This window comes from Trabulsiella odontotermitis (genome assembly GCF_001297775.1).
GTDB classification, from domain to species: domain Bacteria; phylum Pseudomonadota; class Gammaproteobacteria; order Enterobacterales; family Enterobacteriaceae; genus Trabulsiella; species Trabulsiella odontotermitis.
The window spans coordinates 303,916-322,679 of the sequence record NZ_LIFX01000005.1; the positions used below are offsets into that span (position 1 = coordinate 303,916).

Here is an 18,764-nt window from a genome sequence, read left to right on the forward strand (position 1 = left end):
CGGCAACTGAGTTACAGCGCAGGTTGCGCAACAGGCTGGCAACGCCACATTTTGTACAGCGTGGCGCAGGCGGCGATCAGTGCCGGAGCGCCGAGGAACATCAGGATGCTGTCGGCCTGCCACTGCATCGACAGCAACTGAGCGCTCATCATCGTACCCGCCACGCCACCAAAGCGACCTACGCCCTGCATCCATGCAATGCCCGTTGCGCGACACTGCGTCGGGTAGAACGTAGCCGCCAGTGTCTGCATGCCGGACTGCGCGCCGTTCATGGTGATCCCCATCAGGAAAATCAGCCCGCCAAACAGCCAGATATGGCTGTTTTCCTGCGCCATCAGGATGATGAACAACGTGGTAACGATGAACCCCACCGAGACCACTTTATGCGCTTCCCAACGGTCCATCAGCCAGCCGGCCAGCAGAATGCCCGCGGTGCCGCCAAAGGTGAACAGCGAGGTGAGCAGCGCGGACTGTTCCATCTCATAACCCATACCCTGCATCAGGGTGGGCATCCAGCTCAGCAGCACGTAATAGATCACCAGCCCCATAAAATAGCTCATCCACAACATCAGCGTGCCGGGCAGATACGCCGCGCTGAACAGTTGCGTCACGCTGCCTTTCTTCTGCGTTGTTTGCTCTTCGTGGAGCGAAAAGCGGCTCACCTGCGCAAGATCCTGATCAACAAAACGGCGCAGGATCCGTTTGATTTTCACCACGTTATTGCCGCGATTCACCAGGTATTTCACCGACTCCGGCAGCAGCCAGACCAGCAATACTGTCAGCACTAACGGCGCGGCGGCGCCAAGCAACAAGACGCTGTGCCAGCCATGCGCCGGAATGAGCCAGGAAGATATAGCCCCACCGCCTGCCGCACCAAGCGGAAAGCCGCAGTACATAGTGTTGATGGTCAGGGAGCGGCAGCGCTGCGGCGCATACTCCGACATCAGCGTAATGGCGTTCGGCATGGCGGCGCCGAGCCCAAGCCCGGTCAGGAAGCGCCACAGCGTCAGGGTGTTGATCGACTGCGCATACGCTGTCCCCAGACTGGCGAGCCCGAAGAACAGGCAGGAAAAGACCAGCACGCGTTTGCGGCCAATGCTGTCTGAAATCGGACCTGCAATCAACGCGCCCAGTGACAGGCCGAGCAGGGCGGCGCTGAGCACCGGGCCGAGATCTTGTTTTTTGATCCCCCAGTCGCTGGAGAGTGCAGGCGCGATGTAGCCCATCGCTGCCGTGTCAAAACCGTCAATCGCCAGCACCAGAAAACCAAGAATAATGATCGTCCAGTGGAACCACGAAAAGCGGCTGTCGTCGATAGCGTGTTGAATGTTCATGCCGCCGGATACGGTCATATGGATCTCCCCTGCCTGAAGTGGATGTTTACAGAATGGTTGTTATGTTTTCTTGTATTTGCCTGTATATACATCCGGAAAGGCGGGGGGTATGTCAAATTTTGTTTGATGAAATGTTAACTATGTGTTGTTTTTGAGGGCGTCGCATACCTGTCTGCTCTGCCCTCATAAGATTAGCAATCCAGTACCCGTCGTTAGCCTTGAATGGCCTGGCAAATGGCTTCCCCGACCTGTTGTGTGGAGGCCTGGCCTTTCATATCCGGGGTTTTGGGGCCACTGGCAATGGTCTGCTCAATGGCAGTTAAAATACCGTTGTGGGCCGTGTGGTAGCGTTCATCACCTTCACCAAGGAAGTCGAGCATCATCGCACCGGCCCAGATCGTGGCGATAGGGTTGGCAATATTCTTGCCATAGATGTCCGGTGCGGAACCATGAACCGGTTCGAACAACGACGGAAAGGTGCGCTGTGGGTTGAGGTTGGCAGACGGCGCGATGCCAATCGTTCCCGTACAGGCCGGGCCGAGATCGGAAAGAATATCGCCAAACAGATTCGACGCGACAACCACGTCAAAACGTTCCGGCTGCAGGACAAAACGCGCGCATAATACATCGATATGCTGTTTATCCCAGCGAATGTCCGGGTAATGGCTTGCCATGGCTTCAACACGTTCATCCCAGAAAGGCATGCTGATTGCCAGTCCATTAGATTTCGTGGCTGAAGTCAGTGTCTTGCGAGGGCGACTCTGTGCCAGTTCGAAGGCGTAGCGCAGGATGCGATCCACACCACGGCGGGTAAATACGGATTCCTGAATCACCACTTCATGCTCGGTACCAGGATTAACACGCCCACCGAGAGACGAGTATTCCCCTTCGGTATTTTCACGTACGACGTAGAAATCAATATCACCCGCCTGTTTGCCTGCCAGCGGGCAGGGCACGCCGGGGAACAGACGCACCGGACGGAGGTTGACGTACTGATCGAACTCGCGACGAAACTTCAACAGTGATCCCCACAGGGAAACATGATCAGGTACGGTGTCCGGCCAGCCGACGGCGCCGAAATAGATGGCGTCAAAATCCTTAAGCTGCGCATGCCAGTCGTCGGGCATCATTTTGCCGTGGTGCAAATAATACTCACAGCTGGCCCATTCGATCTGCTCAAAACTGAGCGACAAATCCCAGCGTTCGGCAGCCGCCTGCAACACGCGAATGCCTTCTGGCAGAACTTCTTTACCAATACCATCCCCGGGAATGGCAGCAATACGAAAGGTTTTCTTCATACCAGCTCTCACTTATCAGCGATAAAAATTGACTTCCCCTTTATCCTATAATTGACTGATTCATAATTAATCCTGCTAACTGGTGAAACATAAAACACAGATCATGAATAATCTTCCGCTGCTGAATGATTTACGTGTATTTATGCTGGTAGCCCGCCGGGCAGGATTTGCCACAGCGGCAGGAGAGTTAGGCGTTTCACCGGCCTTCATCAGTAAGCGGGTCTCACTGCTGGAACAGACGCTGAATGTGGTGCTGCTGCACCGGACAACGCGTCGTGTCACCATCACGGAAGAAGGGGAGCGCATCTACGAATGGGCGCAGCGCATACTTCAGGATGTGGATCAGATGATGGATGAACTGTCCGATGTACGGCAAATCCCGCAGGGAACGCTGCGCATCATCAGCAGTTTTGGGTTTGGTCGCCGCGTGGTGGCTCCGGCATTATCGGCACTAGCCCGACAGTATCCCCAACTGGAATTACGTTTTGATGTGGAAGACCGGCTGGTGGATCTGGTGAATGAAGGCGTCGATCTGGATATTCGCGTGGGTGACGATATCGCGCCTAATCTCATCGCCCGCAAGCTGGCAAATAATCATCGCATTCTCTGCGCTTCACCGGATTTCGTTGCCCGTCATGGTATGCCAAAGCAACTGAGCGATCTCGCGGCGCTGCCCTGTCTGGTGATCAAAGAACGCGATCATCCGTTCGGCGTGTGGCAACTGCACAGTAAAGAGGGCGTACATTCTATAAAGGTGACCGGCGCGCTGTCATCGAATCACGGCGAAATTGTGCATCAGTGGTGTCTGGACGGGCAGGGGATCGCGCTGCGTTCCTGGTGGGATGTGAGTGACAACATTGCCAGCGGCCATCTGGTGCATATCCTGCCGGACTGCTATCAACCCGCAAACATCTGGGCCGTGTATGTTTCCCGGCTGGCGACATCGGCAAAAATCCGTACCACCGTCGAGTTTCTTCGAAGTTACTTTCAGGCGCATTACCCGCAGCAGTGTGTGGTGGCGAAAGATAATAAATAAGAAAAACAGCATTCTGCCGGACGGGCAAAATGCTGTAGGGGGTTACGCTTCCAGCGGTGCACGCCAGTCATCGGCACCTGATGTACCTGCTGATACGTGTTCCCACTCGATCTTACGGTAAGCCAGAGACACCTGAATCAGCTGCGTAAACTCACGTTTCGTGTCGTCCTGACAGTGCGGCATATGGCAGTCGATATCCACAATGGTGGAGTCCGTCAGGCGAGTCGTGAAGAAGTGCTCTTGTTTGCCTTCAATAGACGTACGATACCAGTGCAATTCTGTGGTCGGTAGCATTTCACCGGACGCCAGTGCGTTGTACAGCAGCGGTACCGCTTTGTTCAGTGCGACGGTAAAAATGAATGGCTTATGTGCGCGTTGACCGCTTGGTTGACCGGACTGCGGATCGGTCGGTACGGTGACGTTATGCTGGAATTCCTGCACCAGCATTTCATCTTCATGTCCCTGAACGTAGATATTGCCCACGGATTCCGCTGTGAATGCCCGATCGGTGATTAACCCCTGAGTTTGGCCCTGGATCGATATATAACAGGGTGTTGGCATGATTAACTCCTTTTCTTAATTGATGCGTCATTATTTAACAATAGTTCTTCATGAGTTCCTGGGGGCCAGGATATTTATATGTTCACATGAATAGCTGATTAATTCATGTTTATAAAGGTTCGAAATCGGATGAGGTAAGTAATATCGCATCACTTTATTACTTATATGAATAAATTAGCGGCGGCTGGCATAATTATAGCGTTGCAAACATTCTCATAACGAGTGTTGGTTGGTTTAAACATCAACTATTTTATATATATTTTATTGTTCAGAAAGTGCCTCGTCATCTAAATATGTAATCATCTTTGTGTATTTTGTTGATTTTTATTTGTTTTATATTTAACCAAATTGACAATGTCAGAGAAAGTCCGGGATCGGATTATTAAGTCGTTTTACATGTGCGTATAGTGTCCGGTAAAAAATAGCCCTGCGTTATTTTTCTACTGCCATTAAAGCAATACTCATGCTTTTTGTCTGTGACGGTATTTCTTTAGATGGCTGAACGGAATGCACCTGGATAACCTGACGGATTAAACTCATGAGCAGCAATAAACAAGGCAGTATCGCCCCGAAAGAACGAATTAATATCCGCTACGTCCCCAAAACGGATGGCCAGACAGCAGAAGTGGAACTACCGCTTAATTTGCTGGTGACGGGAAATCTGAAAGGTAAAGCGGACGATACTCCACTGGACGAACGCCAGCCTGTTTCCATTAACAAAAACAATTTCGATGCTGTCATTGCCGAATCGGATATCCGCCGGGATTTCACCACGCCGTCGGTGCTTAATGAAACCCCTGGTGCGCGGATGGATATCAATCTGAAAGTGAAATCCATGACCGATCTTTCACCAGATAATATTGCCGCTCAGGTACCGGAGTTGAAAAAACTGCTGGAGCTGCGTGAAGCGCTGGTCGCGCTGAAAGGGCCAATGGGCAATATTCCGTCTTTCCGCGCCCAACTTCAGGCGCTGCTGGATAACGAAGAAACCCGCGAGCAGCTGATTCAGGAGCTGGGTCTCGCCAGTCAGAAATAACTTTGTACAAGGATTTCAGTATGTCTCAACAGGAAGAACTTGCTCCGGTCAGCGCCACACCAGCGGCTACCTCATCCCTGCTGGATGAAATTATGTCGCAAACCCGGTTTCAACCCGATTCCGAAAGTTACGATATTGCGCGTCATGGCGTCACTGCCTTTATTTCAGCCCTGCTGCAAAGCGACAACGATGCTGAGCCGATCGATATTCTCGCTGTTAATACCATGATTGCAGACATCGACGAGCGCATGGGGCGGCAGATGGATCTCATCGTTCACTCCCCCGAATTTCAGGAACTGGAATCATTTTTGCGTTCGCTGAAACTGCTGGTGGAACGAGCAGATACGCGAGAAAATATCAAAATCTATGTCGTGCATGCGACTCAAGAGGAACTGCTCGACGATTTCGAGTTCGCACCTGAAATTACTCAGTCCGGTTTTTATAAGCACGTTTACTCCAGCGGCTACGGCCAGTTTGGTGGAGAACCGGTCGCGGCGATTATTGGTAACTATGCGTTTAAAAACACTGCCGCGGATATGAAACTGCTGAAATATATCAGCACGGTCAGTGCGATGGCGCACGCTCCCTTCCTGTCATCTGTCTCTGCAGAATTTTTCGGTCTGGATACCTGGGCTGAACTGCCGGGGATAAAAGATCCCGCGGCTATCTTTGAAGGCCCGGCTTACAGTAAATGGCGTGCTCTTCGCGATGCTGAAGACTCTCGTTACCTTGGCCTTACCGCACCTCGTTTTCTGTTGCGCCAACCTTATGCGCCTGGTGAAAATCCGGTGAAAAGTTTTAACTACCGTGAAGATGTCAGCCGCAATCACGAAGATTATCTCTGGGGTAACACGGCATTTCTGTTGGCTTCAAATATGGCGGAAAGTTTTGCGAAATACCGCTGGTGTCCAAATATTGTTGGTCCGCAAAACGGCGGAGCAGTTAAGGATCTGCCCGTACATCTGTACGAAGCAATGGGGCAGTTGCAGGCGAAAATTCCAACAGAAGTGCTGATTACTGATCGCCGTGAGTTCGAACTGGCTGAAGAAGGTTTCATCACGCTCACTATGCGTAAGGGCAGTGATAACGCCGCCTTCTTTTCTGCCAACTCTGTACAAAAGCCCAAAGTATTTCCGAACACGCCGGAAGGAAAAGAGGCCGAAACCAACTACAAATTGGGGACGCAACTGCCTTACCTCTTCATCATTAGCCGTCTGGCGCATTACATCAAAGTATTGCAACGCGAGCAGATTGGCTCATGGAAAGAGCGTGGCGATCTCGAACGAGAACTGAATGCCTGGATCCGTCAGTATGTCGCCGATCAGGAAAACCCACCAGCTGAAGTTCGCAGCCGTAAACCGCTGCGTCAGGCGAAGATTGAGGTACTGGACGTTGAAGGTGAACCGGGTTGGTATCAAGTTGCACTCTCCGTTCGACCCCACTTCAAATACATGGGTGCCAGCTTCGACTTGTCTCTGGTCGGTCGTCTGGACAGGGAGTAACCATTGTGGTGGAACGGGGCATTGGTGGGAGCTTATTTGAACGTATTAGCGAGGCGGCTATGTTGTCGCCGCGCCGGAAACCCAAAATGGCGTTGCTGCGTTCCATCATGCAGAACCTGCAAAACATCCTCAATACCCGTTCCGGCAGTTGTTATGGCTCTCCTGAGTTAGGGATTGCTGATTTAAACGACGAAGCTCTCGTTTCCCGCGATTTTCGCCGTGAAATCGGACAAGGGCTTCATGATTGCATCCTGCGGTACGAACCACGTATCGCGGATGCTGCCGTGACTGCCGCTGCATCGGATGGCTACTCCCCGCTGGAGTTACGTTTTCACATTATGGCTCAGGTGGATTTTGAAGATGCAGTCGATGTCCTGGAATTTGACATTCTGCTGGATAGCCATCAGCGCTTTCAGGTGGAGTGAACATCATGGCATTTGAGGAACGTTACTATCGTGAGGAGCTGGATTACCTTCGTCAGTTAGGCAAGTTACTGGCTGAGGAAAAGCCACACCTTGCCCGTTTTCTGTCTGAAAAGGCGGGGGATCCTGATGTAGAACGTCTGATGGAGGCATTTGCTTTCCTTTCTGGTGGGCTCCGGCAAAAGCTGGAAGATGAGTTTCCGGAGTTTACGCACGGTATTATTCGGATGCTCTGGCCTAATTATCTCCGTCCGGTACCTGCCATGACGGTGATTGAATACCAACCTAAAAACCGACTTAATGCGCCTGTTCAGGTTTGTCGTAATGAGCTGGTCAGATCCCGAACTGTACATGGGTCACTCTCGCCTGGGAAAGGAGCACTGGCTGAAAGTGAAGAGGCCTTGCCTCCCGTTTGCCATTTCACTCTCGCGCGGGACGTCTGGTTACAGCCAGTACAAATACAGGATGTATGCAATAGTAGTTCCCTCAAAGAAGGCATCATTGATGTCGATTTTGCCGCAGCAGCTGGTATTTCCCCTCGCGCTCTGGATCTCAACAAGCTCACTTTCTGGCTGGGAAATGAAGATGACTATACCCGCCATCAATTGTATTTGTGGTTCAGTGAACGGCTGATCGACGCTGAACTCATTGCCGGGGAATTTAAGGTACCGTTACCCAATTTATGGCTGGAGGCCGCCGGGTTTGAACGGGGAGATGCATTGTTACCGTGGCCGAAAAACGTCCACAATGGTTACCGTGTTCTCCAGGAGTATTTTTGTTATCCGGAGAGTTTCTTTTTCTTTCATCTGAAGGATGTTGCCACGTTACCGGAGGATTTTCCGGTCAATGCCTTCACGTTGCGTCTGCGTTTTAACCAGCCTCTGCCGGTTGATATTAAGCTGCGCCAGAATTCATTGCGGCTTTACTGTACACCCGCCGTCAATCTGTTTGTCCATCACGCAGAACCTGTCAGACCGGATGGTGGCATGACGCAGTATCCGCTGCGTGCCAGCCATAAGTATCCGGATGCTTATGACATTTTCCGGGTGGAATCAGTATCCAGCAATCTTCAGAATGCAGACAGCCCGTCAGGGCGTGGCAATAAAACCCGGGTATGGGCGGAATTCGAAAGTTTCAATCACCAGATTGAATACAGTCGCCAGCGCGAGGTGGTGTACTGGCATCACCGGACAAAAACATCCCTGTTTCATCAAGGGCTTGATCACGCAATTGCTTTTGTCCATGCCGATGGCAGCATTCCTGGGATTTCCCGGTTGAAAGGGGAAGTGATCACCGCATCGCTGATTTGTACCAACCAGATGTTACCTGCTGAGCTACATACGGGCGACATCTGTGTCGCCATTGGTAAAAATCCGGCCGTCGCCTCTTTTAGTAACGTCACTCGTCCAACACGACCGTTGTACCCCGTTACAGATGGAGATATGCACTGGTCGCTTATTTCCAGCATGAATCTGAATTATCTCTCCTTGCTGGACAGGGATGTGCTGGTACAGATCCTTCGCACCTTCGATCTGCCAGGTGTTCACCACCCTCAACAGGCCAGACTTTCACGGCAAAAGCTGGATGCCATTGAGAAAATGGAAACCCGGCCTGTGGACAGATTATTTAAGGGTATCCCCGTCAGAGGACTTGCCACAACGCTATGGATCAATCCCGCGCCGTTTGTTTGTGAGGGTGAGGTATATCTGCTGGGGGCCGTGTTGTCAGCGTTTTTTTCTCTGTATGCCAGCATCAACTCGTTCCACTGTCTCAAAATCATTAACACGGAAAGTCAGGAGGCTTGGGAATGGCAAAGCAGTGGCCAACACGCCCTGATGTAGCGTTACAGAGACCGCTATCGGCAGATGTTCGCGGTATGAATTTTTACATGTTGCTGGAGTCGCTGTATCGCCGCTATGACAAGTCAGGGTGTGAGCCCTCGCTGCGAACTGAGCCGGGAAAGGAAGTAGTGCTTTTCAAATCTGACGCTGGTATCGCCTTTCCTGGTAGTGACTTAAGCGTGCTTGAACGCAACGATTCCGGGCAATTTTCACTGACTACAAAATTTCTCGGTTTATCCGGCAGTCAGTCTCCGTTGCCAGGTTATTACCTGGACCAGATGGCGCTGGAGTCCGCTCAGAATGAAGAAGGATTAAAGGATTTCCTCGATCTGTTCAGCCACCGTTGGACGCAATTTGCATACCACGCCTGGCGTAAGTACCGCTATTACATCTGTTTTCGCAACGGGGGCACGGATCACTTTTCGCAGCGGATGTATGCCCTTGTAGGGCTGGGTAGCCAAAGCATTCGCAACAGGCTTGCTATCAATCACAGCAAAATGCTGGCCTACGCTGGCGTGCTGGCAACGCCGGGGCGCGCGCCGGAAGTGATTTGTAACCTCGTCTCCCACTGTTTTGACCTACCGGTGGTGGCTATCAAAAGCTGGCAACTACGCTGGGTTGCAATTACGCCGTCTGAACAGAACCGGCTTGGTGAGCGCACACCAAAAAAGAAAACTGCGGGGCATATCCCGGGCAAGTCGGTGCTGGGCGTCAATTTTACGCTTGGCGCACGGGTGCCGGATCGTAGCGGTAAATTCCTGCTGCAGATTGGTGACTTGTCGATGGCGCGTTATCTCTCATTTTTGCCGGATGGTGAAAATCATCAGGCTCTGAAGATGTTTATCTCTTTTTTGTTGCGCGACCAGTTTGCCTGGGATTTACAGCTGTGTCTGGCAGCAGATGAGGCAAAAGGAATGCTGCTCGGAGACAGGTCCAGCACCTGCCTGGGAAGAACCAGCTTCATTGGTCAGCCGAAGGTGCCGCCTTCCGTCACCCTCCACATCAGGGAATAATTTTATGGAGCAGTCCGTGGTTGAAGAAAAACAACAACATAACAATGTATCACTGACGTTACAGGTGATGAATGGCAACGAACTGGAAAGTGGTCGTGCTGCGAAATGCCTTTTCTCCGCTGACGGAGGAGATATTGGCCACGCGGGGGAGTGTCACTGGCCGGTACAGGATCGTGCAGGCTCCATCACGGGTCGCGCCTGCACGATTGTTCAGCATGACGGTGCATTCTGTTTACGTAGCCTGATGCCTGGATTAATGATCAATCTGGCCCCCGTCACCACCGACGCCGGGTTGGTACGCTTGTGCCAGGGTGATGAGATCAGCCTTGGCGCGCTGGCGCTAAAAGTCTTTCTGCATGAAGGAAAACGCATCAGCTATGACGAGCAGATGGCGACACCAGAAAGCATTGTTATACGTCGTGATAGCCTGGCAGAGGCGCTGATATCCACAGACGGTCAACCTGAATATCCTGGCATGCAGCACCGTCATCAACTGACGCCTACCGTGGTCAATGGTTTCTCGGCTGACCCTCTTCAGGTACTTCAGACCGAGAGCCTGACACAGTTTTCTGCGGCCTCTCTACAACAGCGCACGGTGCCGTTGTCCGATCTAAAGGCGAACGGGGGAATCGACAACCCATTTATGGATCTGCCACCGGTGTACGCCGATCCGCAGGACGACGAGACCTCGCTGGCAGACATGGCGCATAAACACCTTGCGGTAACACCGTTGCTGCGTGGCTTAGGCAGTTCGCTCAGTGTACAAAATACTCAGGACGCAGATGCCTTTCTGGAGGAATCAGGACGCGCGCTTCAGGCCGCCATTCAAGGGCTGCTCGATCTCCAGCACAGCCAGAACAGCCTGTCGGATAAGCATCTGCGCCCGCTGGAGGATAACCCATTACGCCTGAACCTTGATTACTCCACAGCGCTGGAAGTGATGTTTGCAGAGGGTAAAAGTCCGGTGCATCTGGCAGCACCTGCGGCTATTCGCGAGAGCCTGCGCAATGTACGCCATCATGAAGAAGCTAACCGCGCCGCTATTGCCGAAGCATTGAGGGTGATGCTTGATGCCTTCTCGCCGCAGAACCTGATGCGTCGGTTTGTACAGTATCGTCGTAGCCATGAATTGCGACGCGAACTGGATGACGCAGGTGCATGGCGGATGTACAGCCATTATTACGAAGAGCTGGCGTCCGATCGTCAGCAGGGTTTCGCCATGCTGTTTAATGAAGTGTATGCCCAGGTGTATGACCGGGTATTGCGTGAGAAACAGCGGGAGCAGGAAGCATGACGTTGAAGATGTTTCTGGTCAGCATCCTGATGATGGTCATGTTAACCGGCTGCGAAACGGCGAAAAAAATTGGCCAGGTTATTAGCGATCCAAACATTCAGGTGGGCGCGCTGGCGGAGCAACCTTCGGAACTCACCGTCACCCTGCTCACTGAGCAGGATACCAATATCAATAGCGACGGAGACCCCGCCCCCATTGATGTTCAACTGGTTTATCTGAGCGATGACTCAAAACTGCAGTCTGCTGATTATGACCAGATAGCCACCACGCCACTGCCGGATGTCCTCGGGAAAAACTATATCGAACATCAGGATTTTACCCTGCTCCCGGACACCATCAAAACCCAACCGCCAGTAAAACTGGACGCAAAAACACAGTTTATCGGTGTCGTGGCTTATTTTTCTGACGACCAGACCAGTGAATGGAAACAGACAGAATCGGTAGAAGGTACGGGACATCGTTACCGTCTGTTGGTTCATGTGCGGCAGAACAGCATTGAGATAAAAAAAGAGGACGACTGACCATGGCAACAATGAAAAACAGAGTGATTTGGCAGGAAGGCCTGTTTGCTCTGCCGCAGCATTTTCAGCAACAGCAGCGCCATAGTGACTACATCCTGAGTGAGCGGTTGGGTGCGCTGGCGAATTTTGCCTGGGGATTTACCGAATTGTCGATCAACGATGAGCTGCTCGCGCAGGGTAAAATCATGATTAACCGGGCATCGGGCTGCATGCCAGACGGGACCGTGTTCCGTATTCCTGATCAGGATTTACTACCAGCGCCTTTTCAACCTGATGATCTGGCAACGCCGGAAAGCCATGATATTTATCTCGCACTGCCAGTCATTAGCGACGTCATTAATGAAATTAAAGGGTTACGCAGTGCAGGGCAAAGCTCCGAACGCTACCAACTTACCCTGACTGACGTCCGTGATTTGCACACGGATGGAGGGGACGTGCAACCGCTGTCGCTCGGCCAACTGGCACCGAAAATTGTCAGCGGTGCAGACGATCTCAGCGCGATGGCGGTATTACCGTTGTGCCGTATTCGCAGCCGGTTGTCCGGCGGCGCGTTGGCACTGGACGAAAGTTTCATTCCAACTTGCCAGACTGTTCGCGTCAGCACTGCACTGGAGCGATTTGTTGGCGAAGTCCAGGGGCTCATTGCCACCCGTGCGGCTGATCTGGCAAAACGTATTGGTTCCCCGGAGCAAAGCGGTATTGCAGATGTAGCAGAATTTATGATGTTGCAGATGCTTAATCGCTATCAGATGCATTTTTCGCATCTGGCCTGTCTGCACGTGCTGCATCCACAAGCGTTTTACCTCGATTTAATCCGTGTGCTGGGTGAATTGATGACCTTTACAGAAACCAGTCGTCTCCCTTGTACTGTTGAACCTTATGATCATCGTGATCTCACTCAGTCATTCAAAACCGTTATTCCGGAACTGCGCCGGGCGTTAAATATCGTTCTGCGCCCACGCGCGCAAAACCTGCCGCTGATTTTCACAGAAGGCGTTTACCTGGCGACGGTCAACGATCCGGAACTCCTGCAATCCGGGGTGTTTGTTCTGGCTGTACGTGCGCGGATGCAGCATAACCAGCTAATCCTTCAATTTACCCAGCAGTCAAAGATCGCGGCGACCGACAAAATCCGCAATATGGTCAGCGTGCAGGTACCGGGAATTCCGCTGCGGCCGCTTCCTGCTGCCCCGCGCCAGTTGCCGTATCACGATGGCTATGTCTATTTCGAGCTCGAAAAAGGCGCTGCGACCTGGCAGGACGTTGTAAAGGCCGGAGCGCTGGCGATGCATATTTCTGGCACCTTCCCGGATCTGGATATGCAACTGTGGGCGATCAGAGGTTAACACCATGAGCGAGCAGTTTGTCTTTTCCCATGGCGGAAACCGCGTTCCGGTAACAGAAGACTCACCGGAACTGTCAGGTGCTTTTTCACCTGAAATGGTAGAGGAGAGCGTCCGTCGCCAGTATCGCCTGGCGCTTCGCGGCAATAGTCTGAATCCAATGATTGATGCTGCTACGCCGCTGTTGGGCATGGTGATGCGGCTGACTACCATGAACAGTCATGCTATGCCGGAACATCTTTTTGCGCAGGTCGTGACTGATGTGCAGGCAGTGGAGCAGCTTCTCCAGGAGCAGGGGTATGAGCCCGGTGTCATCGTCTCGTTTCGCTACATTCTTTGCACATTTATCGACGAGGCAGCATTGGGTAATGGCTGGTCGAACAAAAACGAATGGATAAAGCAGTCGTTACTGGTGCATTTCCACAATGAGGCATGGGGAGGCGAAAAGGTTTTCATCCTGCTCGAACGTCTGATGCGCGAACCAAAACGCTATCAGGATCTGCTGGAATTTCTGTTTCTTTGTTTTTCCATTGGTTTTCGCGGTCGCTACAAAGTCGCGCAACATAGTCAGGATGAATTTGAACAGATTTACCGTCGTTTGCACCATGTACTGTATCCGCTTCGCGGCGAGGCACCATTTCCGCTATTGCATCTCGATCAAAAAAGGCAGGGCGGACGTTATCAGCTAATAAAACGTCTGACGATCAAACACATCCTGTCAGGCGGGCTCACACTGCTGGCGCTGATTTATTTCTTTTATTTATTGCGCCTTGATGCTCAAACCCAGGACATTCTCCACCAGTTAAACCGGCTTCTCGCCAGGTAAGGACACCCCATGATTCAAATTGATTTGCCGACGCTGGTTAAACGCCTTAATACCTTCACGAAACAGGCGCTGGAGATGGCAGCTTCAGAGTGCATGAGTCAGCAGGCAAGCGAAATCACCGTAAGCCATGTGTTACTACAGATGCTTGCTATTCCGCGTAGTGATCTTCGTGTCATTACTGAGCAGGCGGATATCACTACAGATGTGTTGCGCCAGGCGCTGACGGTAGAAAACTATGCCACCACCCGTCAGGTGGACGCTTACCCGGCGTTTTCCCCTCTGTTGGTCGAATGGCTGAAAGACGCGTGGCTACTGGCTTCAGCTGAAATGCAGATGACGGATCTCCGAGGGGGCGTCCTGCTGTTGGCGCTTCTGCACACTCCGCAGCGTTATGTATCTGTGCAGGCGGCAAGACTTCTGACAGCCATTAACCGTGATCGCCTGCAGCAGGATTTTAGCCAATGGACAGAGACATCGGCAGAATCTGTTGTGCTGAATGAGAGCGAGCATTCCACCACGGCGAATATGAATGGTGATGACAGTCTGCTTGCCCGCTATGCGAAAAATATGACTGCCGATGCCCGCCATGGCAGGCTTGATCCGGTTTTGTGCCGTGATAACGAAATCGACCTGATGATCGATATTCTCTGTCGTCGCCGTAAAAATAATCCTGTGGTAGTCGGCGAGGCTGGCGTAGGGAAAAGTGCGTTAATTGAAGGGCTTGCTTTGCGTATTATCGCGGGGAGGGTGCCGGATAAACTGCGTGACACTGACATTATGACCCTGGACTTAGGCGCATTACAGGCCGGTGCATCGGTGAAAGGCGAGTTCGAAAAGCGTTTTAAGGGACTGATGGCAGAGGTGGTTCAGTCACCCAAACCCATCATTTTATTTATCGATGAAGCACATACGCTGATTGGCGCGGGTAATCAACAGGGCGGTCTGGATGTTTCGAATCTGCTGAAACCGGCGCTGGCTCGCGGTGAACTGAAAACCATTGCTGCCACGACATGGAGTGAATACAAAAAGTATTTCGAGAAAGATGCCGCTTTGTCACGCCGTTTCCAGCTAGTGAAGGTGAGTGAACCGAACGCAGCGGAGGCAACCATCATTCTGCGCGGTCTTTCGGCTGTTTATGAACAGTCCCACGGAGTGCTAATCGATGATGATGCTTTGCAAGCCGCCGCAGCGTTGAGTGAACGTTATCTTTCCGGCCGTCAGTTACCGGACAAAGCGATTGACGTGCTGGATACAGCCTGCGCCCGTGTCGCAATTAATCTCTCTTCACCACCGAAGCAAATTTCAGCACTGACTACAGAATGCCATCAATTCGAAGCGGAAATTCGTCAGCTTGAACGTGAGATGCGTATCGGATTACGTACCGATGCATCACGCCTGAAAGAGATTCACGAGCAGTATGAATCGACACAAATAGCGTTACAGACGCTGGAAGATGCCTGGCATCAGCAGCAGTCGCTGGTGCAGGAAATCATTGAACTACGCCAGACGCTATTGAGTGATACAGAAAGCGTGTCCAGTACCGTTACCACCGGGCAATTGACAACGCTCACCGCGCAACTTGATGCGTTACATAATGAACAACGCCTGGTCTCGCCGCATGTGGACAAAAAGCAGATTGCCGCCGTGATCGCTGAATGGACTGGCGTGCCGCTCAATCGCCTGTCGCAAAACGAAATGTCGATGATTACCGACCTGCCCCAGTGGCTGGGCGAAACGATCAAAGGCCAGACACTGGCGATTAGCCATCTCCATAAACACCTGCTGACTGCCCGGGCTGATTTACGTCGGCCAGGTCGCCCGCTGGGTGCATTTTTGCTGGTAGGGCCAAGCGGTGTGGGAAAAACCGAAACTGTGCTGCAACTGGCGGATTTACTCTATGGTGGTCGACAGTACCTTACCACTATTAACATGTCGGAATTTCAGGAGAAGCATACTGTCTCGCGGCTGATTGGTTCTCCGCCAGGCTATGTGGGCTACGGTGAGGGGGGCGTACTGACCGAGGCCATCCGGCAGAAACCGTATTCGGTGGTGTTGCTTGATGAAGTAGAAAAAGCGCATCCGGATGTGCTCAATCTGTTTTATCAGGCATTCGACAAAGGCGAAATGGCGGATGGTGAAGGCCGTCTCATTGACTGTAAAAATATCCTTTTTTTCCTCACCTCTAATCTCGGGTATCAGGTCATCGCTGAATATGCGGAGGATCCTGCGGTCATGCAGGAGGTGTTGTATCCGGTTCTGGCTGATTTCTTTAAACCTGCGCTGTTGGCACGTATGGAGGTAATCCCCTGGCTGCCACTATCGAAGGAGACGCTCGCCATCATCATCGCGGCGAAGCTGGATCGCCTGGATAGCGTATTGCGCTCCCGTTTTGGCGCCGAAGTCGAAATAACACAGGCAGTAACAGATGAAATCATGCAGCGTGTCACTCGTGGCGAGAATGGTGCCCGTATGCTGGAGTCGATCATCGACGGTGAAATGTTACCTCCGCTATCGCTTTTGCTATTACAGAAAATGGCAGCCAATACGGCAATTGCCCGAATTCGGGTATCTGCAGAAGACGGTACGTTCACGGCTCAGATTGAAGATGCTGACATGCCAGACCCGGTGAGTGAAGGCGCGTTATGAGTAATGCCATTCGCTGGTTGCTCAGCATGTTGTTAATAACGACCCCGGTGTTTGCCGGGGATGCACCACCCGTTGAATCTGACGGGCTGGCGCTGTTACAAGCCATGAGCATCTGCCGGAGAGAAGCTGCTGCGCTGGAGCGTCTTGATTGTTACGACCATGTTCTCACTCCAGAACACGAGAAGGGGTTCGATGGCGCACTGGTTAAAGCTCGTTACTCAGGCGAAACATGGCAGCGAGCAGTCGAACAGGAGAAACAACGAACTGGCGATACCACCACGCTACTGGTTAAGCAAACGGGAGGGGAGCGCCCTGTTGTGGTGATCACCACGCCAGCCATTGGTAACCTGCCACCTCGCCCTGTGCTGATGTTCAGTTGCGTCGACAACATTACCCGTATGCAGGTAGCGCTGATGCAGGCACGAAAAGAAAACGATATTCCCGTGGTACTGAATGTCGATGGACGGCAATTCCGCAGCCGCTGGTTTATCCGTGAAAACGGTATGCTCCTGGAATCCAGTCGTGGCTTAGCCGGAATTGATGAGATCAAACAACTTTTCGGCGCGAAGGTACTCACCGTGGATCTGGGGACAGAAGGTGCCGCCGGTAAGCTGGTTTTTACGATAGACGGGCTGGCGCAGGCGATTGAGCCGCTGCGGGAAACCTGCCACTGGACCGGGGAATAAGGAGCGCACCTATGGATTTACGTAATCCTGATACCTGGATTTCACACCTCCTTGAAACACTGCCGGAAGAGAAACAATCTTGCGCGTTGAGTGACGACAATCCTCACTGGGAATTTATTGAGAGTGAAATCGTTAAGCTGGGGTCACTCGCGCATAATCAGCTTGATTTACCTGAACTTCAACGCCGTGGACTCCAGCTTTTAGCTTCAGAAAGTAAGGATGTACGTCTTCTGGCACATCTGTTGCGCACCCTACAGCATACTGGCGACCATCTTCTGGCCGTCCGGCTTCTGGCGTTGTATGTCGAGCATTTCTGGCTGACTGCCTGGCCGCAGAATGCTACGCAGAAGAAGCGGTTTGCCGATCAGATACTGAAACGTTTTGAGAAGGGGATTGACGGGTTCACTACGGCTGCAAATGCAACACAGCGGGATGCATTACTGGGTGAGCTTGCCAGGCTGGCGCAACTCTGGAAAGCGCATGAAGCGTCAGCTCTGGCGCAAGCAACTGATGAGCTGGCGATATTGTATCGACATGCTTTTCAGGATGCTGCACCGGCGACAGTAACAAGTCCAGCAGTTGCGACTCCTGTTGCAGCACAGCCTGGTGCTCCCATAGCACCCGCTCCGACTGTGAGTGTTAATAGCCACGATGATAAAGCCTGGCGCGAGACCTTGCTGAAGGTGGCAGAAATTCTTTGCGAACGTCATCCGGAGTCACCACTGGGGTATCGCTTGCGCCGCCATGCGCTATGGCAATCCATTTCCAGCACACCGCAGTCTGAAGCTGATGGACGCACCCCGCTGGCAGCGGTTTCTGCAGACATGGTCGCAGACTACCAGAATCGATTGAATAATGCCGATATCACGCTCTGGCAGCAGGTGGAACAAAGCCTGTTGCGGGCACCGTATTGGCTGGACGGCCACCATCTCTCTGCTCGTATCGCACAACAACTTGGACATACCGATATTGCAGACGCAATCCGTGATGAAGCGAGCCGCTTCCTGCAACGCCTGCCGGGTTTGACCCTGTTGAAATTCAGCGATCGCACCTCTTTTATTAACGATACCACCCGGCAATGGCTGGAAAACACGGCTGTTTCAACACCAGTAACAGCCGATCTTTCAGCGAGCGAAGATACCCGTCTGGTCTGGCAATGTTTTGAAGAACAGGGGCTGGAAGCAGCCTTGCATTTGCTTGAACAGCAGCCCGAGGGGGAACTACGTACGCGGTTTTATCGTGAATGGCTTGGGGCTCAAATGCTTGAAGCCACCGGACTGAAACAGCTGGCACGTCAGCATTACGGCACATTACACCAGTCAGCTTGCCACATTTCGCTGGCGGAGTGGGAACCTGCGCTGCTGCAGCATCTGGAAGAACAGATAAAAGAATAACAAGGAGCTTT

16 protein-coding genes are annotated in these 18,764 nt (G+C 52.2%); 13 read left to right on the forward strand and 3 right to left on the reverse strand.

The window, feature by feature from the left end; genetic code table 11:
* Positions 1-11 precede the first annotated feature (11 nt).
* Together AOY23_RS08800 and AOY23_RS08805 are read right to left on the reverse strand one after the other, a co-directional pair.
* The gene (locus AOY23_RS08800) at positions 12-1,352 is read right to left on the reverse strand and encodes an MFS transporter (RefSeq protein ID WP_054178840.1); all 1,341 of its coding nucleotides are present in this window, start codon (positions 1,350-1,352) and stop codon (positions 12-14) included.
* Positions 1,353-1,546: 194 nt separating this feature from the next.
* Positions 1,547-2,632, reverse strand: coding sequence for a tartrate dehydrogenase (locus AOY23_RS08805; RefSeq protein WP_054178839.1), 1,086 nt, complete (start codon positions 2,630-2,632; stop codon positions 1,547-1,549).
* Between the two features lie 82 nt (positions 2,633-2,714).
* On the opposite strand from AOY23_RS08805, the gene AOY23_RS08810 reads away from it, so the two are divergent.
* The gene (locus AOY23_RS08810; RefSeq protein ID WP_161804018.1) at positions 2,715-3,668 is read left to right on the forward strand and encodes a LysR family transcriptional regulator; all 954 of its coding nucleotides are present in this window, start codon (positions 2,715-2,717) and stop codon (positions 3,666-3,668) included.
* Positions 3,669-3,710: 42 nt separating this feature from the next.
* Here the strand turns inward: AOY23_RS08810 and AOY23_RS08815 are convergent, their stop codons facing one another.
* A complete protein-coding gene (locus tag AOY23_RS08815) occupies positions 3,711-4,229 on the reverse strand; it encodes an Hcp family type VI secretion system effector (RefSeq protein WP_054178837.1) in 519 nt (172 codons plus the stop codon).
* A gap of 538 nt (positions 4,230-4,767) precedes the next feature.
* Here AOY23_RS08815 and tssB point away from each other — a divergent pair.
* The 12 genes from tssB (at position 4,768) to tssA (ending at position 18,753) form a co-directional block, all read left to right on the forward strand.
* Complete coding sequence (gene tssB / locus AOY23_RS08820; protein WP_054178836.1) at positions 4,768-5,265, forward strand: type VI secretion system contractile sheath small subunit; 498 nt, start codon at positions 4,768-4,770, stop codon at positions 5,263-5,265.
* Positions 5,266-5,285: 20 nt separating this feature from the next.
* Positions 5,286-6,767, forward strand: a complete 1,482-nt coding sequence (tssC, locus tag AOY23_RS08825) for a type VI secretion system contractile sheath large subunit (protein WP_054178835.1) — start codon at positions 5,286-5,288, stop codon at positions 6,765-6,767.
* 8 nt (positions 6,768-6,775) lie between these two features.
* Positions 6,776-7,192, forward strand: a complete 417-nt coding sequence (gene tssE, locus AOY23_RS08830; protein WP_412180381.1) for a type VI secretion system baseplate subunit TssE — start codon at positions 6,776-6,778, stop codon at positions 7,190-7,192.
* A 5-nt stretch (positions 7,193-7,197) separates the two neighbouring features.
* Positions 7,198-9,030, forward strand: a complete 1,833-nt coding sequence (gene tssF, locus AOY23_RS08835) for a type VI secretion system baseplate subunit TssF (RefSeq protein ID WP_054178833.1) — start codon at positions 7,198-7,200, stop codon at positions 9,028-9,030.
* The gene (gene tssG, locus AOY23_RS08840) at positions 8,997-10,043 is read left to right on the forward strand and encodes a type VI secretion system baseplate subunit TssG (protein ID WP_054178832.1); all 1,047 of its coding nucleotides are present in this window, start codon (positions 8,997-8,999) and stop codon (positions 10,041-10,043) included. The genes tssF and tssG overlap by 34 nt, the downstream gene beginning before the upstream one ends.
* A 16-nt stretch (positions 10,044-10,059) precedes the next feature.
* Positions 10,060-11,337 (forward strand): type VI secretion system-associated FHA domain protein TagH, encoded by a 1,278-nt coding sequence (gene tagH / locus AOY23_RS08845; protein ID WP_407830008.1) that lies wholly within the window; start codon positions 10,060-10,062, stop codon positions 11,335-11,337.
* Positions 11,334-11,858, forward strand: coding sequence for a type VI secretion system lipoprotein TssJ (gene tssJ, locus AOY23_RS08850; RefSeq protein WP_054178830.1), 525 nt, complete (start codon positions 11,334-11,336; stop codon positions 11,856-11,858). Before tagH ends, tssJ begins: the two co-directional genes overlap by 4 nt.
* A gap of 2 nt (positions 11,859-11,860) precedes the next feature.
* Entirely contained in the window at positions 11,861-13,204 is a 1,344-nt protein-coding gene (tssK, locus tag AOY23_RS08855) for a type VI secretion system baseplate subunit TssK (protein WP_054178829.1), read from the forward strand.
* Positions 13,205-13,298: 94 nt separating this feature from the next.
* A complete protein-coding gene (gene icmH, locus AOY23_RS08860; protein ID WP_054179082.1) occupies positions 13,299-14,027 on the forward strand; it encodes a type IVB secretion system protein IcmH/DotU in 729 nt (242 codons plus the stop codon).
* A gap of 9 nt (positions 14,028-14,036) precedes the next feature.
* Positions 14,037-16,673, forward strand: coding sequence for a type VI secretion system ATPase TssH (gene tssH / locus AOY23_RS08865; RefSeq protein ID WP_054178828.1), 2,637 nt, complete (start codon positions 14,037-14,039; stop codon positions 16,671-16,673).
* Complete coding sequence (gene vasI, locus AOY23_RS08870; protein ID WP_081005616.1) at positions 16,670-17,359, forward strand: type VI secretion system-associated protein VasI; 690 nt, start codon at positions 16,670-16,672, stop codon at positions 17,357-17,359. Before tssH ends, vasI begins: the two co-directional genes overlap by 4 nt.
* A gap of 11 nt (positions 17,360-17,370) precedes the next feature.
* A complete protein-coding gene (tssA, locus tag AOY23_RS08875; protein WP_054178827.1) occupies positions 17,371-18,753 on the forward strand; it encodes a type VI secretion system protein TssA in 1,383 nt (460 codons plus the stop codon).
* The last annotated feature ends 11 nt before the right edge of the window (positions 18,754-18,764 follow it).

What these genes read in the sequence shown, in the direction of transcription:
- tssB (WP_054178836.1), top strand. Translation starts at nt 4,768, where the DNA reads ATGAGCAGCAATAAACAAGGCAGTATCGCCCCGAAAGAACGAATTAAT.
- tssA (WP_054178827.1), top strand. Translation starts at nt 17,371, where the DNA reads ATGGATTTACGTAATCCTGATACCTGGATTTCACACCTCCTTGAAACA.
- icmH (WP_054179082.1), top strand. Translation starts at nt 13,299, where the DNA reads ATGGTAGAGGAGAGCGTCCGTCGCCAGTATCGCCTGGCGCTTCGCGGC.
- tssH (WP_054178828.1), top strand. Translation starts at nt 14,037, where the DNA reads ATGATTCAAATTGATTTGCCGACGCTGGTTAAACGCCTTAATACCTTC.
- tssK (WP_054178829.1), top strand. Translation starts at nt 11,861, where the DNA reads ATGGCAACAATGAAAAACAGAGTGATTTGGCAGGAAGGCCTGTTTGCT.
- AOY23_RS08800 (WP_054178840.1), bottom strand. Translation starts at nt 1,352, where the DNA reads ATGACCGTATCCGGCGGCATGAACATTCAACACGCTATCGACGACAGC.
- vasI (WP_081005616.1), top strand. Translation starts at nt 16,670, where the DNA reads ATGAGTAATGCCATTCGCTGGTTGCTCAGCATGTTGTTAATAACGACC.
- tssG (WP_054178832.1), top strand. Translation starts at nt 8,997, where the DNA reads ATGGCAAAGCAGTGGCCAACACGCCCTGATGTAGCGTTACAGAGACCG.
- tssC (WP_054178835.1), top strand. Translation starts at nt 5,286, where the DNA reads ATGTCTCAACAGGAAGAACTTGCTCCGGTCAGCGCCACACCAGCGGCT.
- AOY23_RS08805 (WP_054178839.1), bottom strand. Translation starts at nt 2,632, where the DNA reads ATGAAGAAAACCTTTCGTATTGCTGCCATTCCCGGGGATGGTATTGGT.
- tssF (WP_054178833.1), top strand. Translation starts at nt 7,198, where the DNA reads ATGGCATTTGAGGAACGTTACTATCGTGAGGAGCTGGATTACCTTCGT.
- AOY23_RS08815 (WP_054178837.1), bottom strand. Translation starts at nt 4,229, where the DNA reads ATGCCAACACCCTGTTATATATCGATCCAGGGCCAAACTCAGGGGTTA.
- tssJ (WP_054178830.1), top strand. Translation starts at nt 11,334, where the DNA reads ATGACGTTGAAGATGTTTCTGGTCAGCATCCTGATGATGGTCATGTTA.